We start from the raw sequence: 21954 nt of genomic DNA, 5'->3' as shown, positions 1-21954 counted from the left end.
GGACGTTCGGCTGAGCCGAGCGTCCGTTTCTTTAATTTAGCAAGACCTATATTCCATAAGGACCTAGCGGTGATCTTCCGTGAGGTTTTTTTATCGAAAAAACCTCACGATCCGGCAGCAGCCGAGCTTCGAGAGGTTATGAGTTGTTAGTGGATGTCGCGGAATACGCCGATGACTTTGCCAAGAATAGAAACGTTTTTCAACCGAATAGGCTCCATGGTCGGGTTTTGCGGCTGTAACCGAATATGGTCTCTTTCTTTATAGAACGTTTTCACCGTCGCCTCGTCTTCCTCGGTCATAGCCACGACGATGTCGCCGTTGTTGGCGGTCTGCTGCTGGCGGACGATCACATAATCCCCGTGATGAATGCCTGCGTCAATCATACTTTCGCCGACGACGCTTAACATGAACACGCTCTGATCGCCGACAAAGTGGCTGGGGAGCGGAAAGTAATCTTCAATGTTCTCCGTTGCTGTAATCGGAACCCCTGCCGTAACCCGTCCGATTAACGGAACGCGGGCTACCGAAACGGAGAACGCGCCTTCTCCTGGTTCCCCGTCCAGAATCTCAATGGCTCTTGGCTTGGTCGGATCTCGGCGGATAAGGCCCTTCTTCTCGAGCCTTTCCAAGTGTCCATGTACGGTGGAACTCGACGCCAAACCTACCGCTTCGCCGATTTCACGTACGGAAGGCGGGTAACCTTTATCCTTAACTTCATTTTTAATAAAATTTAAAATGGCCTGTTGACGGGAGGAAATCTTGCTCATCGTATCACTCCAATATATAGAAACTATTAATTGGAAGTATAGCACAGAATAGCCGTTCGTACAAACATAAGTTCGAGAAAATGCATTGACACAAACACGTGTTCGTGTTATTTTAATATAAGAACAAATGTTTGGGGGTCGTCATTATGATGCATATCATTAGCAGTCAAACTTCGGTAAACGTGCCGTCCATGAATAGAACAGATGCGGTCGGCAATCGCAAACGGCTAGGGCGTCTGGCTCTGACGGGTCTTGTGTTGGCCATGATCATCGGGATCAGCACGGTGATCACGGCATTACTTGGGAATTCGGACGCTTATGCAGCCGCCTCCTTGCCGGCCGAACAACATACCGTTATCGTCGAACGAGGAGATACCTTGTGGAGTATCGCCAATGAACATATAGCTAAGGGTGGCAACCCGAGAGAATACATCTATGAGCTCAAAAAAAAGAACGGATTGAAGGACGCTTCGATTCGTGCCGGTCAACAATTGTTGCTTCCGTAATACCGCTCGCCCTGACATTTCAGGCTCTTCCCGCCTGTCAATTCTCTTGACAATCGTTATCCATAATGTCAAAGTATAATTTGATAACGAACGCCATTTGTCTGGACATGCTTGTCAGGTTCCGACAGCTGGCGACAACCGGAACACGAGAAGACTGGGAGGATAGGCATGTTGGAATCGGAACATGATGTTACCGTGAAGCGAATCAATGAACTCGCTCGAAAAGCGAAATCCGAAGGATTGAGCGAAGCGGAGTTGAACGAACGTAACGAATTGCGTAAAAAGTACATCGATTCTTTCAAATCTTCCTTACGTACTCAACTCGATAACATCAAATTTGTTGATGAAGATGAGAAGAAGTAGGAGGAGGGTTTTGATATGCAATATCGGGCTTTGGGTAAGAGCGGTATTCTGGTATCGGAACTTTGCTTAGGAACAATGACCTTCGGTCATACGACCGATGAACGGGAGTCCGTAGAGATGATAAACCGTTTCCTGGATAAAGGAGGGAATTTCATCGATACGGCAAACGTCTATGCAGGCGGCAGATCTGAAGAGATTGTCGGTAAAGCGATTCGCGAACGAAGATCGGACGTAGTTCTGGCTACTAAAGTTCGAATGAAGACCGGACCCGGACCGAACCAAGTCGGTCTATCCCGCAAGCATATCATGGATGCCGTCGAAGACAGTTTGCGACGCTTAGGAACCGATTATATCGATTTGTACCAAGTTCACGTTTGGGATCAGGTCACACCGATTGAAGAGACGCTTCGTGCGCTGGACGATTTAGTTGCATCAGGGAAGGTTCGGTACATCGGATGCTCGAATTTCTTGGCGTACCAGTTAATGAAATCGTTAAATCTAAGTGACTTCAACCGCTACGCGCGGTTTATTTCCATTCAACCGCAGTACAGTCTCGTGTGCCGCTCCATGGACCGCGAAGTGCTCCCTCTTTGCTTGGAGGAGAACGTAGGAGTCATCCCTTGGGCACCGCTTGGCGGCGGATTTTTGACAGGGCGCTACGAGCGCGGAAACGAACCGACGGAAGGGCGCCTTTCTAACAAAAACGGCGAGAGTCGATGGGAGCTGCGAAATACCGATAAGAATTTCCGAATCCTGGATGAGGTTCTTGGCGCAGCGGCAGAGACCAATAAAACGCCGGCACAAGTGGCGCTCAATTGGCTCATCCATAAGCAAGGGATTACATCGCCGATATTCGGCGCTCGTACGCTTGAACAGTTTGAAGATAATATGGGAGCGGTCGGCTGGAAGCTTTCCGACTCCATGTGGAAGCGGCTGGATGATGTCAGCGCGCTGGAATCGGAATATCCTTACCGGTTTATTGAGAAGTTTCATAGGCAGATCTAATCGAGAGCATAAGGGGTCACGATAATGTCGCGTAAATGGGAACGCATGGTACGTAAAAATACGAAGATCATGAATAAAAAACACGGCCAAAGCAGTTCGTCTTCGATTTCCGTTCGGTCTTCGGACGGGGCGGTTACTTTTAAAGGCCGCAGCTGGTTATTGCCATTGGTGCTCGTCGCCATGAGCGTGTTCTGTTTTATTGCCCTTCGTCCGCAAGCAGGACAAGACGAGTCTATGTATTGGGTAACGGGCTTCAGTTATCTTTTCTTGGCATTGCTTATGTATTGGGCGCGCAGACCGTTTCTGAGGATTGGTAAAACTTCGCTGGCCTCCCGTCGATTCGGCGGCGATCGGATCGTAGAAGCTTCCCAAATTAGCGAAATAACCGTGAGCAAAGATACGATCATGGTAACCTTGAAGCCGAAAGGTAAACGCTGGGTATTCACGAAATTTTTCCACCAAATGCCAATGGAAGCTATGATCGAGAAAATTTCCGACTTCGCCTCGAAAAACAATGTAAAGCTCATCAAATGAAGCCTGAACGAACGTCATGGGGTTGCTTGATCGGATTAAATATAAATGACTGGCAGTTAGGAACGATAATCGCGGTAGAAAGAGGAATTTAAACAATGACGATCAAAGCGGTGCTTTTCGATTTAGACGATACGTTGTTATGGGATGACCGAAGCGTGAAAGAGGCTTTTGAAGCAACTTGCACGGAGGCTTCCAAACATTATGACCTGGACCCGGCGCAGCTGGAAGAAGCGGTACGCCGTGAAGCGCGGGCATTATACGAATCTTATGAAACGTTTCCTTTCACGAAGATGATCGGAATCAATCCGTTCGAAGGGCTCTGGGCGAATTTTACGGCAGGAGAGCAGGAGGAATTCCGCAAGCTGCAGGCGTTGGCGCCGTCATACCGCAAGGCGTCCTGGACCCGCGGCTTGAAGGCTCTCGGTATCGATGACGAGGCGCTCGGCAGCAAGCTGGCCGAACAGTTTCCCGCCGAACGACGCATTCGTCCCATTGTGTACGAAGAAACGTTCGAAGTGTTGGATCAGTTGAAACAAAAGTACAAGCTGCTCCTGCTGACCAACGGTTCGCCGGATTTGCAGAAGGAGAAGCTGGCCGGGGTGCCGCAGCTTGCTCCCTACTTCGACCATATTGTGATCTCCGGTGAATTCGGCGAAGGGAAGCCGGCCGCTTCCATCTTCCACCACGCCATGCAGCTGCTGAACATAACGGCAGATGAAGGTGTCATGATCGGCGATAAATTGACGACGGATATTCTGGGCTCGAATACGGTGGGGATGCGCAACATGTGGATCAACCGCCATGGTGTAGAACGCAGCTCGGACATCGAACCCGTTTACGAAATTAAGAGCTTGCGGGATATGCAAGCGATTCTGGACTCCATATCATTCATCTAATGAACATAAGAAACCGACGGTCTGTCGATCCTGGCAGGCGTCGGTTTTTTGTTGCGGCGTTCCCGTCAAGCGAAAAAACGCCGTAGTCCGAAATGGATGCAGGATCCGTTCCGGACTACGGCGTTAAGACACCTAAAGTTGGGGTTTTATCATTAGGCCTGTTGGAAAGTCGGGTCGGCGAAAGGATGCGCAATCCAGCCTTCGGTTTCGATGAAGAGGCGGACGGCTACAATTTGCCGGTTTTCCATCAGGGTAAAGAAGTGCGGCTTATGCTCCGGTACGGAGATGACGTCGCCGGCTTCGAGCTCAACGTCGAAATATCCGACATCGTCGGTGCCTTTGATAATGAAAATACCTTTGCCTGCCGTGATGGCGCGAACCTCATCCTCGGTATGTGTGTGCACTTGTTCGAACTTCTTCAATAGCTCGTCGAGATTCGGCGTCGCATCGGACAAGGCGATGAGGTCCCAAGTCCGGTAGCCGCGACGGGCGGCCAGGTCGCGAATTTCTGCGTCGAAGGTGGATAAAATTTGACTCTTCTCTTCATCGGACAAAATAAATTTCTCCTGCAGCTCGGCCGGTAATTTGCCTGGATTCCAATGTTCATAAAGCACTTCTTGTTTCTCTAGAAAATTTCTGACGTTATCTTCGCCTTGGATGCGTTCGTTCGTATTGCGGATACGGATTTCAGCCATGGTTTATCCCTCTTTCACATGAAATGTGTACTCCTAATTTGTATTATAGTAGAAGGTGTACGTTCTGTCGATGTATAATGTATATAAATCCGATAGGATTCATTTAATAAAGACTCCATTTTTGTCGAAGTTTCTTTTCATCATATCATGTTTCTGTTACACTTAAGGATACATTGTTTAAGAGATTTAACGCTTCATACCGGATAGAATAAGGGGTCTACATGTTCGGACTGCCTACTTCATCGCATATACCGGCAGATCGGCAGGGTGAAAGGGGATTTTTCATTGATTAAACCTAGCTTACAAGAGCAGCTGCAAAAGAAAATTATGATTTTGGACGGCGCCATGGGCACGATGATCCAGCAAGAGGATTTGTCGGCGGACGATTTCGGAGGCGAAGAATTAGAAGGCTGCAACGAAATGCTAGTGCTGACTCGTCCAGACGTTATCCAGCGTATCCACGAGATGTACTTTGCCGCGGGCGCGGATATGGTCGAAACGAATACGTTCGGCGCCACGAGCGTTGTGCTTGCCGAATACGATATACAGGATCGCGCCCGGGAGATCAATCTTGCCGCCGCTAAACTGGCGATTGAGGCGGCTAACAAATACAGCACTCCCGAATGGCCGCGCTATGTGGTGGGGGCGATGGGGCCGACCACCAAGACGTTATCGGTTACGGGCGGTGTTACCTTCGATGAGCTGATCGAGAGCTATTACGAGCAAGCGCTGGCTTTAATCGAAGCCGGCGTGGATGCGCTGCTCCTCGAAACGTCGCAAGATACGCTGAACGTGAAAGCGGGTAGTATCGGGATCCGCAAAGCGTTCGAAGAGAGCGGACGCAAGCTGCCCTTGATGATATCCGGCACGATCGAACCGATGGGCACGACGCTTGCCGGTCAAAACATTGAATCGTTCTATGTGTCGCTCGAACATTTGGAGCCGATCTCCATCGGTCTGAACTGTGCAACAGGTCCTGAATTCATGCGGGATCATATTCGTACGCTCTCGGATATTGCCGGGACAGCCGTGAGCTGTTATCCGAACGCCGGCTTACCGGATGAGAACGGACAGTACCATGAGTCGCCGGAATCGCTGGCGAAGAAACTCGCCGGTTTTGCCGAGCAGGGCTGGCTTAATATCGCCGGCGGCTGCTGCGGAACGACGCCGGAGCACATTCGCGTCATGGCGGAGACGCTGCGCGCCTACAAGCCCCGGGAACAGAACGGTTCCCACCCGGCCGCAGTGTCCGGGATCGAAACGGTGTACTTGGAAGAGTCCAACCGGCCGATCATGGTGGGCGAACGGACCAACATCTCGGGTTCGCGTAAATTTAAACGGCTGATTAAAGAAGGGAAGTTCGAGGAAGGCTCGGAAATCGCGAGGAGTCAAGTAAAGAACGGCGCCCAGGTCATCGACATCAACCTGCAGGATACGGATATCGATGAAGCTTATGCGATGGAAAACTTCTTGAGCTATGTCGTCAAAAAAGTAAAGGCTCCGTTGATGATCGATTCCACCTATGATCATATAATTGAGCTGGGCCTTAAATATTCCCAGGGGAAGGCCATTATTAACTCCATTAACCTGGAAGACGGCGAATCCAAATTCAAGAGCATCGTTCCGCTCATTCACAAATACGGAGCGGCCGTCGTCATGATCCTGATCGATGAACGCGGACAAGCCGTTTCCCGTCAGGCAAAGATGGAAGTGGCCGACCGTGCGTACGATTTATTGACGAACAAATACGGGCTTAAGCCTCACGATATTATTTTTGACCCGAATATGTTCCCTATCGGCTCCGGTGACCCGCAATACATCGGCTCAGCCGTGGAGACGATTGAAGGCATTCGGATGATTAAAGAAAAGTACCCGGAATGTAAAACCATTCTCGGATTAAGCAATATTTCGTTCGGCTTGCCGGATGCCGGCCGCGAAGTATTGAACGCCGTCTATCTGTACCACTGTACGAAGGCCGGACTCGATTATGCGATCGTGAATACGGAGAAGCTGGAGCGGTACGCTTCTATTCCGGAAGAGGAGCGCCGTCTGGCTGAAAATCTGATCTACAACACGAATGACGAGACGCTCGCCGAATTCGTCGCCCATTTCCGGACTAAGAAGGTAGAGAAAAAGGAGAAAATCTCCAACCTCTCGCTGGAGGAGCGGCTCGCGTCTTACGTGGTGGAAGGGACGAAGGACGGTCTCATCCCGGATCTCGAGGAAGCGCTGAAGAAATACGCTCCTTTGGAGATCATTAACGGTCCGTTAATGAGAGGGATGGAAGAAGTCGGCCGCCTCTTCAACAACAACGAGCTGATCGTTGCCGAGGTGCTGCAGAGCGCGGAAGTCATGAAAGCTTCTGTCGCATTCCTCGAGCAGTTTATGGAGAAAGAGGAAAGCGCCGTGAAAGGGAAAATCATCCTGGCCACGGTGAAGGGCGATGTCCATGATATCGGGAAAAATCTCGTCGAGATTATTCTTTCCAATAACGGCTACAAAATCGTCAACCTCGGCATTAAGGTGCCGCCGGAACAGCTGATCGAAGCCTACCGCAAAGAGAAGCCGGATGCGATCGGCCTGTCCGGATTGCTTGTCAAATCCGCACAGCAGATGGTCATCACCGCACAGGACTTGAAGACGGCGGGCATCGACGTGCCGATTCTCGTCGGGGGCGCCGCGCTTACGCGCAAGTTCACGAAAACGCGGATTGCGCCGGAATACGACGGGATGGTGCTGTATGCAAAGGATGCGATGGACGGACTCGATATCGCCAACAAGCTGAGCGATCCGCAGCAGCGTCAGCAGCTCATCCGCGAGCTTCGCGAAAGCAAGGAGTCGGATGTGAAGGAATCCGGGCGGAAAGAAGACGCGATGCCTGCGCTGACCAGGGTCAAGACGTCCAACGTCGACCGTACCGTTCCTGTTCAAGTGCCGCCGGATCTGGAACGTCACGTGTTGCGGGATTTTCCGATCAGCCATCTGATCCCTTACGTGAATATGCAAATGCTGCTTGGGCACCACCTTGGCCTTAAGGGCAAGGTCGAACAACTGCTTGCCGAGAAAGATCCGAAAGCGGTCCAGCTGAAAGAGACGGTGGACGATATCCTCAGCGAAGCGCAAAGCCAAGGCATTATTCGCGCTCACGGGATGTACCGGTTCTTCCCGGCCCAATCCAGCGGCAATGACGTGCTTGTATACGATCCGGAAGATCCGACCAAAGTGCTGCAGACGTTCTCGTTCCCGCGCCAACAATCGGAGCCGTTCCTCTGCTTGGCCGATTATTTAAAACCGGTGGAGAGCGGCGAGATGGATTATGTCGGCTTCCTCGTCGTCACAGCCGGGCACGGCGTCAGCGATCTGGCTACCTTGTGGCGGGATAAAGGCGATTACTTGCGCTCCCACGCCTTGCAGGCGGCTGCGCTTGAGATCGCCGAAGGCTTCGCCGAGCGCGTACATCAGCTGATGCGCGACAAGTGGGGCTTCCCGGATCCGGCGGAGATGACGATGCAGGAGCGTTTCGGCGCCAAATACCGCGGCCAGCGGTTCTCGTTCGGTTATCCGGCTTGTCCGAATCTCGACGATCAGCAGCAGCTGTTCGCGTTGTTGAATCCGGGCGATATCGGGGTGGAGTTGACCGAGGGCAGCATGATGGAACCGGAGGCGTCCGTATCCGCCATCGTATTTGCACACCCGCAAGCGCGTTATTTTAATGCTTAACCGAAAATGGGCATGCTAGAGAGGGTGGGGCGGACGCTCCACTCTTTCGTTTAAGAAAACCGTAAGGACATGAACGGAGACGATCAGGTTGGAGATTTATTTTCTCGGTACCGGCGCAGGTATGCCTTCGAAGGAACGAAACGTCACTTCGATCATGCTTAATTTGTTGGCGGAACGGAACGCGTATTGGATGTTCGATTGCGGAGAAGGGACGCAGCACCAAATCTTGCGGGCGCCGGTGAAAATCAGCAAATTGGAGAAGCTGTTCATCACTCATCTGCACGGCGACCATCTTTACGGCTTGCCGGGTCTGATGTCCAGCCGTTCGTATCAGGGCGGGGATACGCCCTTTACGATTTACGGGCCCAAAGGCGTGAAGGAATTTGTGGAAACGGCGCTGCGGATCAGCGACTCGCATGTCGGATACGAAACCCGGTTCGTGGAATTTACCGAGGGGGAGCAATCGGTCCTGTTCGAGGATGACGGATTTCAGGTCGAAACGGCTCCGCTCAAGCACCGCATCGCCAGCTTCGGCTTCCGGATTACGGAAAAACCGCAGGTAGGCAAGCTGCAGGTGGACAAGCTGAAAGAATACGGTATTGCATCCGGTCCGTTGTACGGGAAAATCAAACGGGGAGAGCCGGTGACGTTGCCGGATGGCCGTACTTTGGATGCGGAAGCGTTCGTCGGCCCTTCGATTCCCGGGCGTATCGTAACGATTCTAGGCGACACGCAGCCGTGCCCGAATGCGGTGAAGCTGGCGGAGCATGCGGACCTCCTTGTTCACGAAGCGACGTTCGCCGAGGCGAGGAAGGAAATGGCGATCCGTTACGATCACTCTACGGCGATGGACGCCGCGCGAACGGCACAGGAAGCTGGCGCGCGTACACTGGTTATCACGCATATCAGCTCGCGGTATCAAGCCGAGGCGTCCGAAGAGCTGCTTCGTGAAGCTCAATCTATACATGCGGACACTTATTTGGCGCACGATCATTTTCATCTGGAAATTTTGAATCGGCTCCGCGGATGAAAGAAACCTCCGACCCGGAAACGGGAAGGAGGTTTTATCGGTAGGTTAAGACTGCTCATTTTGAAAAGCGGATTCATCCTTGATCTCGGAGCGGAACGATTCCAGGCTGTTGCGCCGGCGTTCGTTCTTACTTGCGACCTGCTGCTTCTCGTCGGGACTGATTTCATCGGCATGCTCTGCCAAGTATTCTTCCGACTCCTCCAGGTTCTCAATCGTGTTATTGATGTTGTTTTGTAAATGTTCCACGTTGTCTGCGCGATTGTCGGGTTTAGCCATAAGGGTAGACAGCTCCTTTGATCTTGTGGATTAGCGCTTTACGGCGCCCCCTTTATTGATGCCCTGTGGCAAGTTTTATATACCTCTTAATCGCTGCCCAATAGGCCGGAAAGGAAAGGTTCAAGCCCATGCTCGGTTTTGCCATTTTGCTATTCTTTTACTTGCTCGGCTCGCTTCTTCAAACCGTTTGCGATCTGCCGCTGCCTGCCAATGTGATCGGACTGATCCTGTTTACAGTCGCGCTGTTCGCGAAATGGGTCAAGTTGGAATGGGTGGAGGACGCCAGTCAATTTCTCGTCCGCCATATGCTGCTGTTATTCGCGCCGATCGTTGTCGGGACGATGGCGTTCTTTCACGTCATAGGCGATCAAGCGTTCGTTATCCTTGCCAATCTGTTCCTCAGCACGTTCGGGGTTCTGCTGGTGACAGGCTGGACGGTCAAAGGCTTGAGCCGCTCCGATCGAAAGGAGGCGAACAAAACGCATGACGCTCGCTGACTTTACGGAACAACCCGTATTCGGCCTGACGCTTACGGTCGTAGCCTACGCGCTGGCTCTGCAAATTCACAAACGGTGGGGGGCGCTGCATCCGCTGCTTGTATGCTCCGTCCTCATCGTTGCCGTTCTGCTGCTGCTTCATGTCCCTTATGAATCCTACCGTCAAGGGGCGGATTTCATCGTATTTCTGCTGGGACCGGCTACCGTGGCGTTAGGGGTTCCTTTATATAAAAACGCGCGCAAAATCAAAAGCATGCTGCTCCCGATCGCCACAGGCATTACCGTCGGCTCGATCAGCGCTCTGCTGCTGTCCGCTGCCCTTGCTTGGGGACTCGGCGGCAGCCGCGAGTTGATCGTGACGATGATGCCGAAGTCGGTGACGTCGCCCGTCGCTCTGGAAATATCCAAGCAAGCGGGCGGGCTGCCTGAGCTGACGGCGGTGCTGACGGTGCTCACCGGATTAATCGGCAGCGTGCTCGGACCGTCCTTACTCAGGTGGGCCGGCGTTCGCGACGACATCTCGATCGGCACGGCGATGGGAACGGCCGCGCATGGGATCGGCACGGCGAGAATTATTCGCGATTCGGAGCTGGCCGGCAGTATCAGCGGATTTGCGATGGGGGCGGCTGCTATCTTGACAAGCGTATTGTTTATCCCCATTTATATATGGTTGAGTTAAAGTAACGGCGGAGTCGCATTAGATGCGGCTCCGTTATTTGTTATGGACAGCCTGACGAATCCTTACAAAAGCTTTACAACCGCCAAACGTCTTCTTAATAAACGTCTGCTAACCTAAGAGTGTAAGGCAACTTACCTGTAGAGAGGCGTGTTCTCGATGATCCCAACGGCTACTCAAACGTCATTAGATCCCTCCAGGCTGACGGTTAGACTGGCGGCAGGCGACGGCGAAGTGGAACAAGCATTGCGTCTTAGGTACCGGGTTTTCGTAGAAGAGGAAAAAAACATGCGGCTGCGCACGGATAGCGGTCTGGAACAAGATGCGTACGATGCCTATTGCGATCATTTGATCGTGAAGAACGTCGATACGGATGAGGTCGTCGGCACGTACAGGCTGCTGCCGGGCCAAAGGGCGGTCCGTCATATTGGCTTTTATTCGGAGACAGAGTTCGATCTGTCCGAGTTCCACACTTCCAAAAGCCAAACGCTCGAGCTCGGCCGCAGCTGCATCGATCCCGCTTATCGCGGCGGGCGGGCGATTCAGCTGTTGTGGGAAGGGATCGCCGATTATATGACGCTTAACGACTATCGCTATATGATCGGCTGTGCCAGCATGCATCTGACAACGATCGCCGACGTGAACGAAATGTATACGCTGCTGCGGCGAAAGCAAGTCATCACCGACCGATTCGGCGTCCGGCCGCTGGACTCCCATCGGATCGCCGGACTGCAGCTCATTGAGAGCGAGCTGAGCGATAAAGATATTTTCCGCAAGCTGCCGCCGCTGATGAAAGGTTATCAATGGCTGGGCGCCGAAATCGGCGGCGAGCCGGCTTACGATGCGTTGTTCGATACGGTAGACTTCTTCATCGTTCTGGAGAAGGACCGTGTGACGAAACGGTATCAAAAGCGGTTTATGTCTAGATAAACGTTTATATGCGGAGGAGGCGTCAACGGTTTGTATGAATGGATCGCGAAAGTCACCGGGAACGAACGAATGTTACAACGTATCGCTCGATTCACAGGCCGGGTACCGTCCGGTATAATGGTTGCCGTTTGCCGCGCTGCGGCGCTGCTCTTGTATATGCTCGGCGGCGTCCGGCTGCGGCAGCGGATCCTGAGCAATATGCTTGAGCTGCTGCCCGATCGCAAGGTGCGTGATCTGAAGAGCGTTCGTTATCGTTATTATGAGAATGTCGTCTTTGCCCTCTACGAAATAGCGATTGAATCCTACCGTCTGCCGGCCGGCGGACCCGGACGTTTCCGGGTAGAAGGCGAAGCCTGCTTGGAAGAAGCGCTCTGCCTGGGCCGAGGTGCGATCGTGTATACGCCGCATTGCGGCAACTTTTTTTACTACTATTGGTATCTATGTCAGAAGTACGATTGCTTGACGGTTGCGACTGCAGGCAGCGAGGAGCTAAGACCGTTCTATTTAAAATTTCAAGCGCTTGGTTGTCCCGGGCTTGATTATGATCGAACGCCGTCATTGGAGCTGCTTCGTAAACTGAAGAAGCATCTTCATAACGGAGGCATCGTATTTTTGTTAGGCGATTTCTGGCGTCCGACATTCCCGCCCTCACGGTTTTTCGGCAAGCAGACCCGGACGCCGCAAGGCGCTTCGACGCTGGCGATTGAACAACAGGCGCCGCTTGTTCCGTTCTACGGGCGGCGGGATCGCGGGTTTGTTCACCGGTTAACGTTTGAACCGGCGCTTCACTTATCCTCGTCTTTCAGCCGTTCCACCCGTTCCGAGGCGACCCGTTTGTTGAATCGGTTCATGGAACGCGTGATACGCGAACATCCGGCGCAATGGTTTTATTGGTTTAACGCTCAGGAACGGTGGGAGCAGGAATGCCGTACTGAAGCGGAACAAGACGCAGGGAAAGAAACGCATTCCGCCTAAACGGCAGGGGGTGTCCGAGATGGATACGGGTAGCCATCTGTTATTCGGGACGACGCTGACGGGCTTGGCCATGCTACATCCGGAGGTGTCCGCTGATCCGGTTTTGTTTCAAGCGATGCTGACGGCGACGATGGTCGGTTCGCAAGCGCCGGATTTCGATACATTGGCGAGAGTTCGCGGTTACTCGACCTATATTCGGGTGCATCGCGGCGTAACGCATTCGCTGCCGGCGCTGTTCGTTTGGCCGCTAGTGTTGGCGCTGCCGATCGCCTGGACGTTCGGGGTGTGGGCGCATGTCGGCCTGCTGCTGGCCTGGATATTTGCCGCGGTAGGTTTCCACGTATTGCTGGACTGGTTTAACGCTTACGGCGTTCAGTGCTTTCGTCCGTTTACCCGAAAGTGGCAGCATCTGGACGTATTATCGATTTTCGATCCGTTCCTGTTTGCCCTGCATGCCGGGGGCGTTCTATGGTGGATAGCGTCGGGGACGAATCCGGGCCTGTTGTTTGTGGCCGTTTATGCGGTGACGGCGGGATATATCGCAGTCCGCGCGGCACATCACCTCCGCGTCGTAGCTCGCGTCCGGCACCAGCTGCCTTACGAAGGCATTTATCAGGTTGCGCCCGGGTTTCACTGGTTTCGATGGCAGTTCGTGGTGGAAACGGAGGATTGCTTTTATACAGGTCATGTGCGGGGGAAGCATGTCGAGGTGAAAGACATCTACGTCAAGGAAGCATTCGATTCGATTGTCGAGGCTTCCAAGTCAACGGACGGCGTAAGAGCCTTCCTGCAGTTTGCGCAGCGGATTCATGTCTCTTGTTCGGCAGGACAGGACGGTTATGTCGTGAAGTGGAGGGATGTCCGCTTCTGGTATAATCATCAGCTGCCGTTCGGTGTCGATGTGATGCTGGATCGCGATATGAAAGTGACGGGTTATTCCTTCGACTGGAAAAAGAAAGCGTGGGCCCCGCCATTCGTCTAGTCTAGGGCAAATTCGAATAATATTTGTCGAATTATGACGAAATTATAGGGTTTAAGGTCTATTTTTCATTGACGACTTCGTATGAATTGTGCTTAAATAATAGTAGATAGGGCATGATTTTCATATTATTTCTTCAGATGATGCGATGAACGGCTGTCTTCATGTGGGCGCTTGGACAGCTGTGAGCAACTAGCGCAACCGACCTGACTTTTTGAAGTCGGGTTGTTTTTGTTTTCAAGGACTTTATCGTTTGGGGCTTGGGTACATATTCGGATCGGGGGGAACGCGTAGTGGCTCTACGGAAACGGATCGGCGACCTGCTCGTGGAGGCGGGGCTGTTGACTCCAGAGCAGCTGTCGACGGCTCTGCAGGAACAGCGGGAAACGAAGATGCGGCTCGGCGAATTTCTTATTAACCGCAACTACATCACCGAACAGCAATTGATCGAAGTGCTCGAGTTCCAGCTGGGCATCCCTCACATCCAGTTATATCGCCAAAAGATCGATCCGAAGGTCATTAATCTTATTCCTCAGCGGCTTGCCGAACAGCATCAAGTGCTCCCGGTGCGTACGGAAGGCAACAAGCTGATTCTGGCGATGGCCGACCCGCTCGATTATTTCGCCATCGACGAGCTGCGCATGAGCACGGGACTTCGCATCGAACCGACTATTGCGGCTCGGGACGAGCTGCAGCGGGCGATCAAGCGTTATTACGGCTTGCAGGAATCGGTCGAGCAGATCAGTCAAATCCTGCAGAACCGGGAGATCGAGGAAGCGAGGCCGCAGACCCGGGAAGACGACGATTCGCCGGTTGTCAAGACCGTGAATCAGATTATAATTCAAGCGGTTCAGATCGGCGCCAGCGACATTCACATTGATCCGCAGGAAGACAGTCTTCGCATCAGGTACAGGGTGGACGGCGTTATGCGTACGGAGCGTTCACTGCCGCCTCACATGCAGAGCGTCATTATTGCCAGGGTCAAGATCATGGCGAACTTGAACGTCGCCGAACGACGTCTGCCGCAGGATGGCCGGGTGGAGATGGATATTGAATTCCGGAAGGTCGATATTCGGATCTCCACGCTCCCGACTATTCACGGCGAGAAGGTCGTGATGCGGGTGCTCGACCTCGGCAGCGCCCTTACGGATATCGAGAAGCTCGGGCTTTCGGAGCATAACTTGGGATTGTTTATGAAAGGGATTCAAGGCGCGCACGGTGTCGTACTGATTACGGGGCCGACGGGAAGCGGGAAGACGACCACGCTGTATTCCGCTTTGTCGAGGCTTAATCATGAGGACGTCAACATCATTACGATTGAGGATCCGGTGGAGTATCAGCTGCAAGGCATTAACCAGGTTCAGGTCAATCCGGTAACCGGTTTAAGTTTCGCCCGGGGACTGCGGGCGATTCTTCGTCAAGATCCGAACATCGTCATGATCGGAGAAATCCGCGATGTGGAAACGGCGGAGATCGCTGTCCGCGCCGCGATGACCGGTCATATGGTGTTGAGTACGCTGCATACGAACAGTGCTGTGAACGCCATCACCCGGCTGATCGATATGGGCGTCGAACCGTTCCTCGTCTCTTCGTCGGTCAACAGCATCGTCGCTCAGCGCTTGGTGAGGCGAGTTTGTCCTTCGTGTTCCGTAGCGTATTCGCCGTCCGAGGATGAACGGAAGCTGTTCGAGGCTCACGGTTTTGAGGCGCAAACGTTGAAGAAGGGCCAAGGCTGCGCAGAATGCGGCCGCAGCGGGTATCGGGGACGGCTGGCGATTCATGAAATCTTGACGCTCGACGATACGCTCCGGTCCATGATCCTGCAGAAGAGGCCGGACAGCGATTACCGCGCCTATGCGCTGACCCAGTCTTATGTCCCGCTTGTCAAGGATGGGCTTGCGAAAGCGGCTGCGGGTTATACGACGCTGTCTGAAATATTCAGAGTGATCGGGAATGAATCATAAGCATTTCTAATACATAGTTCTATAGATGTATGTTCGCTATAAGGAAATAGTTCGAATTAACTAATATTTAATGGCAGATCACCCGGATTATGCGTATAATGATAATAAATGGGAAATTGGGGGGGGCTGATTTGAGCGTAATTGACTTGTTGAAGCTGGCTTATGAGAAGAAAGCTTCAGATATTCATATTACCGTACATTCGCCGGCCGTGTTTCGGATTCACGGCGATCTCAAGCCGGTTAACGGCGAGGTGCTGACGCCTGCCCGCACGGTCGAGCTGGCCCGGGAGCTGATGACGAACGAACAGTATCAATCGTTTATGAGCAAGGGCGACCTGGACTTTTCCTATGGAATACCGGATGTGTCCCGGTATCGTGTCAACGCTTTTCAACAGAAGGGAAACGTCAGCTTGACGATCCGCCTGATTCCGAGCAAAATCCCGCAGATGGAAGCGCTCGGGCTGCCAGCGATGGCCGAAGAGTTCGCGAAGAAGCCGCAGGGCCTGCTCTTGGTCACGGGGCCGACGGGAAGCGGGAAATCGACGACGCTGGCGGCGATTCTGGACTACATCAACCGGACCCGCAACGATCACATTATTACGCTCGAAGACCCGATCGAGTTTGTTCACAACCATAAATCCTGCATTGTCAACCAGCGTGAAATCGGCGTTGACACCGCTTCGTTCGCGAGCGGCTTGCGTGCCGCTCTGCGTCAGGATCCCGACGTCATCCTGGTCGGCGAGATGCGCGACTTAGAGACGATCAGCACCGCCATCACGGCGGCCGAAACCGGTCACCTGGTGTTCGGAACGTTACATACCGCGGATGCGCCGCAAACGATAGATCGCGTGATCGACGTATTCCCTCCGGAGTCGCAGCAGCAAATTCGCGTCCAGCTTGCTTCGGTGCTGCTCGGCGTTATGGCGCAGCGTCTCCTGCCGACGGCTGACGGACAAGGCCGTGTCGCTGCTATCGAAGTGCTGGTGAACACGCCGGCGATCGCGAACCTGATTCGTTCCGAGAAGGTGCACCAGATTCGCTCCGCCATGCAAACCGGCAAAGCGCAAGGGATGCAAACGATGGAGATGTCGCTGCGCGAACTGCTGCAGCAGCGCGTTATCACGATGGAGAGCGCCCGGGAAGCGATGTTCGGCTTCGCAGATCTGAACGGTTAACGGCCATACATCTGAGTTTATGCGAAACGGAGTTGAGACCGGTGCCCAAGTTCGATTACAAAGCCGTGGACGATTATGGCCGCTATTACAAAGGCACCCTAGAAGCCAAAACGTTCCATCAAGCGATGGAGGAGCTGAAGGGCAAAGGGCTTTGGATCCTGGAACTGATCGATCAAAGCAAGAGCCTGCTTCGCAAGGAGCTGAAATTCGGCGGCGGGCCGAAGGTCAAGACGGAGCATTTCACCGTGTTTTGCCGTCAGCTGGCGACCTTGTACAAATCCGGGATCAATCTGGTGGAAGCCGTGCGGGTCCTGAGTGAGCAGACGGAAAGCAAGGAATTTCGCAAAATCTTGACCTCGGTCAGCGAAGAGATGGCCCGGGGAACGCAGTTCTCCGCAGCAGCAGCCCATTACCCGACGGTATTCACAGGGATCTTCATCAATATGATCCGTGCGGGGGAGGCCAGCGGCAACCTGGACGAAATGCTGACGCGGCTCGCGATCTTCTACGAGAAAGAATATTACACGAAACAAAAGGTGAAATCGGCGATGGTGTATCCCGCCATCATGGGGGTCGTTACCGTCATCGTCGTGATCATATTGATGACCTTTGTCGTTCCCAGGCTCGTGGGGAACTTTGCGACGATGGGGTTGGAGCTTCCGCTTCCGACTCGGATCGTCATTGCCGTCAGCGACTGGATGAAGCAGTTTTGGTACGTGGTTATGATGTTCTTGTTGGTACCGTCTTTCTTGCTAAGAATGCTGAAGAAGCATCCCAAAGGCGTGTACGGCTTGGACTATATCAAACTGAAACTGCCTGTTTTCGGAAAGCTATGGCACAAGCAAAGTTTGTCGCGGTTCAGCCGGACCTTCTGCTCCTTGTTCGCAGCTGCGATCCCGATGCTGCAAATGATGTCCATCGTCTCTACCGTAGTCGGCAACGAAGTCATCGCGAAGCTTATTCGCGACTCGCGTGAAGGCTTGCGGGCGGGGAATTCCATCGCGGAGCCGTTCAAAAATTCGTGGCTGTTTCCGCCGATGGTCGTGCAAATGCTGCAGGTGGGCGAACGGACAGGGGCGCTCGACACCATGCTGGAGAAGGTGGCCGAATTCTATGAAGCCGACGTCGATGCGATGGCGGATCGTCTGAAGGCGCTTCTGGAGCCGATCATGATTTTAATTTTAGCGGTTATCGTCGGCGGTATTGTGCTGGCGGTCATGCTTCCTTCATTCAAGCTGATGGAGAACATGGGCGGCTAATGCCAGGGAATGAGTCAAGGTTTGATCACATCGTTTAATTATGGAGAGGAGAATGAACAATGGAGACTGTAATGAAAAAGCGGTTCAAGCTGACGAAAAATCAAAAAGGGATGACGTTGATCGAGTTAATGGCCGTTGTCGTGATTTTGGGGATTTTGGCCGCAGTGGCCGGAGCGGCAGTGACTAGAGGGTTTACCCAATCCCGTGTGAGCGCAAACGAATCGACAGAGAGAATTGTTCAAGATGCGTTGCAAAGACACTTTATGGAAACGGGCGGAAATCCTACCGCCGCATTGACTGACGGTGCAGCTGTCTTGCAGGAGTTGTTTACTGAAGGCTACCTGTCGAATGTGCCGACAGGTGTGACTGTAACGATTACGGACGGAGATAATGCAAACGACGGTGTGTATACAGTTACTGTTGCAACCACGCCGTAGGTAAAAATAGGCCTGAATATTTAAGAAAGGTAACCCCAAGTAGGGTTACCTTTCTTAACTCTTACTAAGGAGCCTGTGATGAGCCTTCTGAACGACACGTTAGCTTTATATAAAGCGTTATTCCAAGCGCATCCGCTTCTTCTCCCGTTAGTATCGGGTATCCTCGGCCTGTTCATCGGAAGCTTCTTGAACGTCATCGCCCTGCGCATTCCGAAGAAGGAATCCTTTGTTTACCCGCCGTCGCATTGCGTGCACTGCCATCATCGGTTGGGCGCGCTCGACCTGATTCCGGTTTTCAGTTATGTGCTGCTAGGAGGGAAATGCCGGTACTGCAAGGCTCCGATCTCGCGGATTTATCCGTTCGGAGAGTTCGTTACCGCCATATTCTTTGCAATCACTTCTGGTGTAATCGGTCTGAAGCCCGAACTCCTCGTCGGACTGTTTCTTGTCGCGATTTTATCCGCCATTACTTTAACGGATGTCAAATATATGCTGATTCCGGATAAAATCATGATCTTTGCCGTGGCGGTTGGGCTTATTCTGCGATTGTTCATTCACGGGCTCCCTTTATGGAACTATGGGGTCGCAGCATTAGTCGGAGGCGGCCTGTTGTATGGGATAGCCTGGGCATCGGAGTTCTTTATGAAGAAGGAAGGGATGGGCGGAGGAGATATCAAGCTGTTTGCTTTTCTCGGGCTCATGCTGGGTATCAAGCTTACCTTACTCACGATCTTTGCCGCTTCGTTATTCGGACTGATCGGCGGGCTCATTCTACTCAAGAGCAGCGGTCAAACAAGGGATGCGCATATTCCTTTCGGCCCCTTTATTGCGCTCGGCGCGATATGCTGTTATCTATGGGGAGACGCGTGTATCCGTGCGTATATAGACCTGCTCATCGCCATTTGATTTGCAATGGGGCCAATTGGAAATCGTTATGATGTCTTTTCATCGAATGACTATGATAAAATATAGACGTATATATTCGACAATTACCAACATTGAATGCTCTCAGGATTTATAGAGAAAGGAGGGATGGTCACTATGCCGAATCGGTTTTCTTCAATTGTACAATTATTCTCTCCCGTGACATCCTCTCTAGGACTCGAAATCACTGATTCATCCATAAAAATGACCGAATTGCGGCTGCATAAATCCAAGCCTCCGGAAATTAAAGCTTATCATGTTGAGAAGCTTCCGAAGAAAGCGGTCGAAGACGGACGTATTCTCGATCCCGTTACCGTAACGCGTGCCCTGCAAACTTTGACGGCCAGGGTAAGCCAAAAAACAAAGTTCGTACATATGGTGCTGCCAAGCCAGGCGATTATGGTTCGTTTTTTGAAATTTCCGGATATTGCGCATAAAGATTTAGTCCGTTTGGTCGACTTCGAAATGAAGCATCATATCCATTTGCCCTTCGATCAGCCCGTATACGATTTCGTAAAAATGAACGGTACAGAGGCCGGACGTCTAACGGGTCATTCAAGCAGGCGGCAGAAGAAGATCGTTCATAACAAACTCCCGGAAGCAAGCAAAAGCGATGATTTATTCGGACAAGCTGCGGCTTCCAAAGAATCCGGCGGCTTGGATCTGAAAGGGGTAGACGGTCTCTTCGGCGATTCGAGACAAGCAGAGGAAGGACCGCAAGTAGAGAAAACGCAGTGCGAAGTGATGCTGGTAGCCGCTCCCCGCGAGCTGGTAGACGAGTATATGCATGCCGTGAAAGCGGCAAATTTGAAAGTATCCAGCTTGGAGATCAAGGCGTTGTCCCTATATCGGGTTATTGAATATATGGATTTTGCGGATAAGCAGGGCACATTGTTGGTGCTTGATATTAACGAGCGTTTGGCGGACATGAGTATTTTCCACGACGGGATGCTGAAAATCACACGGACCGTACCGGTTTCCTTCAGCGAGAAGGAAGAAGGGGGCGCGGCCTCGGACATCGATCAGCTTTTCGCTGCGTTCTCCGATCCGGATGCCGATTTCCGCAGTTCATGCGGCGATTTGGCACATGAGCTGGAGCGGCTGATGAATTTTTATCGCTACACGTTGAACAATCGCTCCCAGGAGTTTAGCCGGTTGGTGCTGGCCGGGGATGTAGGCCGGTTGAACGAGATCGCCGGGCTGCTTCGGGAGCGATTGCAGCTCGAGATCACCATGTTTTATACCGAGCGGGTGCAGGTGCAGAACATGTTCCAAGACCTGTTCCCGGTGTACGCCGTTCCGATCGGCTTGGCCTTGCGGGGGAATTCGACATGATGAACATCAACTTAGTTCCTAAAATTCCGAAAATACAGAAATACTTCGTTCCCTTATTAGTTACCTCGGGCGCTGCATCGGCGCTTGCTGCTGTGCTGCTTGTCACTTTTCATTTTTATCTGGAAAAGGGATTGTCCGATAAAGCGGTAGCGGTCGAGAGGCTTCAAGCGGAAGTGCGTGCGGTAACTCAGCAGCGGGTTCAAGATCCGATAACGGCTGATTTCCAACAGTTTGCGAATGAGATCCAGAAGCTCAAAAATGAGCGATACGATTGGATCCCTGTGTTCGAACTTCTGACCTCCCAGCTTCCGGAAGCGTCCAGACTACTGAACATGCAAAGTTATGAAACAGCAGCGTCAGCTGCGCCGAATAACGCCGCTGCAGCTTCTATGGCTTCCGAGCCGCAACGTTCCGTCAAATTACTCGGAGAGTTCGCCAGCTTACAACAATCGATGGAATACATGGTTCGCCTTCAGCAATCGGCTTTAATTGAAGCCGTCCATGTTGAAAGCATTACGCGGGCTCCATTGAAGGTGACAGCGGACGCGGGTAACCAACCGGTTGAATCCGGCTCGGGCGCGAATGCGGAGACAGGGAAGATTGATCGTACCGAAGCCTATATCCAATCGTTGGAAAATTCGCTCAAGCCTGAGGAAACGACAGGCGATCAATTGTTGAACGAGTTGAACTGGATGATTACCAAGCAGATGGTAGACCAGCAATTTGATTTACAAATCCCGGATACACCGGACAGATCCGGGAGAAGCCGTTCTGATGTATCGGCGCCTTCAGCCGCCGGCAAGTCAGCTATCACTGCGGAAGATATCAGGCAGGCTCAGCAGCAATTGGAACAATTTAAGAAGCAGTCGCCCTCAGCCTATTCGAATCAGACACCGTCAAACCGTGAAACCGGTGCAAGTTCCAACGCAGCCGTGTCTGAACCAACTACAGTTTTTAAGTATTCAGTAACCATTGAAGTAAAGTTAAAGGCTAAGGCTATATCAAAATAGG

At 52.4% G+C, this 21954-nt stretch carries 22 protein-coding genes and 1 riboswitch; of the genes, 19 read left to right on the top strand and 3 right to left on the bottom strand.

Going from position 1 to position 21954, the window contains the following annotated elements; all coding sequences use genetic code 11:
• Positions 1-146: 146 nt before the first annotated feature.
• Complete coding sequence (lexA, locus tag JMF85_RS18585; protein WP_127610174.1) at positions 147-767, bottom strand: transcriptional repressor LexA; 621 nt, start codon at positions 765-767, stop codon at positions 147-149.
• Between the two features lie 146 nt (positions 768-913).
• On the opposite strand from lexA, the gene JMF85_RS18580 reads away from it, so the two are divergent.
• From JMF85_RS18580 to JMF85_RS18560, 5 genes are all read left to right on the top strand, one after another.
• Positions 914-1273, top strand: a complete 360-nt coding sequence (locus tag JMF85_RS18580; RefSeq protein WP_155613952.1) for a LysM peptidoglycan-binding domain-containing protein — start codon at positions 914-916, stop codon at positions 1271-1273.
• A 168-nt stretch (positions 1274-1441) separates the two neighbouring features.
• Positions 1442-1636, top strand: a complete 195-nt coding sequence (locus JMF85_RS18575) for a DUF896 domain-containing protein (RefSeq protein WP_054797378.1) — start codon at positions 1442-1444, stop codon at positions 1634-1636.
• Positions 1637-1651: 15 nt separating this feature from the next.
• Positions 1652-2641, top strand: coding sequence for an aldo/keto reductase (locus tag JMF85_RS18570; RefSeq protein WP_141336263.1), 990 nt, complete (start codon positions 1652-1654; stop codon positions 2639-2641).
• Between the two features lie 24 nt (positions 2642-2665).
• Positions 2666-3175, top strand: coding sequence for a hypothetical protein (locus JMF85_RS18565; protein WP_127610170.1), 510 nt, complete (start codon positions 2666-2668; stop codon positions 3173-3175).
• Between the two features lie 95 nt (positions 3176-3270).
• On the top strand, positions 3271-4071 hold the full coding sequence (locus tag JMF85_RS18560) for an HAD family hydrolase (RefSeq protein WP_201318708.1): 801 nt from the start codon (positions 3271-3273) through the stop codon (positions 4069-4071).
• A gap of 152 nt (positions 4072-4223) precedes the next feature.
• Here JMF85_RS18560 and JMF85_RS18555 read toward each other — a convergent pair whose 3' ends face one another.
• A complete protein-coding gene (locus tag JMF85_RS18555) occupies positions 4224-4766 on the bottom strand; it encodes a 1,2-dihydroxy-3-keto-5-methylthiopentene dioxygenase (RefSeq protein WP_127610169.1) in 543 nt (180 codons plus the stop codon).
• Between the two features lie 285 nt (positions 4767-5051).
• On the opposite strand from JMF85_RS18555, the gene metH reads away from it, so the two are divergent.
• Positions 5052-8486, top strand: coding sequence for a methionine synthase (metH, locus tag JMF85_RS18550; protein WP_201318707.1), 3435 nt, complete (start codon positions 5052-5054; stop codon positions 8484-8486).
• Positions 8487-8574: 88 nt separating this feature from the next.
• Entirely contained in the window at positions 8575-9516 is a 942-nt protein-coding gene (gene rnz / locus JMF85_RS18545) for a ribonuclease Z (protein ID WP_127610164.1), read from the top strand.
• 45 nt (positions 9517-9561) lie between these two features.
• Here the strand turns inward: rnz and tlp are convergent, their stop codons facing one another.
• The gene (gene tlp, locus JMF85_RS18540) at positions 9562-9792 is read right to left on the bottom strand and encodes a small acid-soluble spore protein Tlp (RefSeq protein WP_054797382.1); all 231 of its coding nucleotides are present in this window, start codon (positions 9790-9792) and stop codon (positions 9562-9564) included.
• A 128-nt stretch (positions 9793-9920) separates the two neighbouring features.
• On the opposite strand from tlp, the gene JMF85_RS18535 reads away from it, so the two are divergent.
• The 12 genes from JMF85_RS18535 to JMF85_RS18480 all read left to right on the top strand — a co-directional run bounded on the left by JMF85_RS18535 (position 9921) and on the right by JMF85_RS18480 (position 21953).
• Entirely contained in the window at positions 9921-10289 is a 369-nt protein-coding gene (locus tag JMF85_RS18535) for a CidA/LrgA family protein (RefSeq protein WP_127610162.1), read from the top strand.
• The gene (locus tag JMF85_RS18530; RefSeq protein ID WP_127610160.1) at positions 10276-10968 is read left to right on the top strand and encodes an LrgB family protein; all 693 of its coding nucleotides are present in this window, start codon (positions 10276-10278) and stop codon (positions 10966-10968) included. Before JMF85_RS18535 ends, JMF85_RS18530 begins: the two co-directional genes overlap by 14 nt.
• Positions 10969-11124: 156 nt before the next feature.
• Complete coding sequence (locus JMF85_RS18525) at positions 11125-11895, top strand: GNAT family N-acetyltransferase (protein WP_201318706.1); 771 nt, start codon at positions 11125-11127, stop codon at positions 11893-11895.
• A gap of 30 nt (positions 11896-11925) precedes the next feature.
• Positions 11926-12870: a lysophospholipid acyltransferase family protein gene (locus tag JMF85_RS18520; RefSeq protein WP_236595913.1), complete on the top strand. Its 945-nt coding sequence runs from the start codon at positions 11926-11928 to the stop codon at positions 12868-12870.
• Positions 12871-12889: 19 nt separating this feature from the next.
• A complete protein-coding gene (locus JMF85_RS18515) occupies positions 12890-13852 on the top strand; it encodes a metal-dependent hydrolase (protein ID WP_201318705.1) in 963 nt (320 codons plus the stop codon).
• Positions 13853-13981: 129 nt separating this feature from the next.
• A riboswitch (cyclic di-GMP riboswitch) is annotated at positions 13982-14063 on the top strand.
• Between the two features lie 79 nt (positions 14064-14142).
• Entirely contained in the window at positions 14143-15813 is a 1671-nt protein-coding gene (locus JMF85_RS18510) for a GspE/PulE family protein (RefSeq protein ID WP_236595912.1), read from the top strand.
• 131 nt (positions 15814-15944) lie between these two features.
• Complete coding sequence (locus tag JMF85_RS18505) at positions 15945-16988, top strand: type IV pilus twitching motility protein PilT (protein ID WP_201318704.1); 1044 nt, start codon at positions 15945-15947, stop codon at positions 16986-16988.
• 41 nt (positions 16989-17029) lie between these two features.
• Positions 17030-18247, top strand: coding sequence for a type II secretion system F family protein (locus JMF85_RS18500; protein ID WP_127609498.1), 1218 nt, complete (start codon positions 17030-17032; stop codon positions 18245-18247).
• Between the two features lie 59 nt (positions 18248-18306).
• The gene (locus tag JMF85_RS18495; protein WP_054797388.1) at positions 18307-18684 is read left to right on the top strand and encodes a competence type IV pilus major pilin ComGC; all 378 of its coding nucleotides are present in this window, start codon (positions 18307-18309) and stop codon (positions 18682-18684) included.
• A gap of 78 nt (positions 18685-18762) precedes the next feature.
• Entirely contained in the window at positions 18763-19590 is an 828-nt protein-coding gene (locus JMF85_RS18490; protein ID WP_054797389.1) for a prepilin peptidase, read from the top strand.
• 135 nt (positions 19591-19725) lie between these two features.
• Positions 19726-20943, top strand: a complete 1218-nt coding sequence (gene pilM, locus JMF85_RS18485) for a type IV pilus biogenesis protein PilM (protein ID WP_201318703.1) — start codon at positions 19726-19728, stop codon at positions 20941-20943.
• Positions 20940-21953 (top strand): hypothetical protein, encoded by a 1014-nt coding sequence (locus tag JMF85_RS18480; RefSeq protein ID WP_141336270.1) that lies wholly within the window; start codon positions 20940-20942, stop codon positions 21951-21953. Before pilM ends, JMF85_RS18480 begins: the two co-directional genes overlap by 4 nt.
• Position 21954 lies beyond the last annotated feature (1 nt).

This window comes from Paenibacillus sp. EPM92, assembly GCF_016586185.1.
Lineage (GTDB): Bacteria > Bacillota > Bacilli > Paenibacillales > NBRC-103111 > Paenibacillus_G > Paenibacillus_G validus.
The sequence above is the reverse complement of the archived record's forward strand: the minus strand, read 5'-3'. Positions and strand labels throughout refer to the sequence as shown.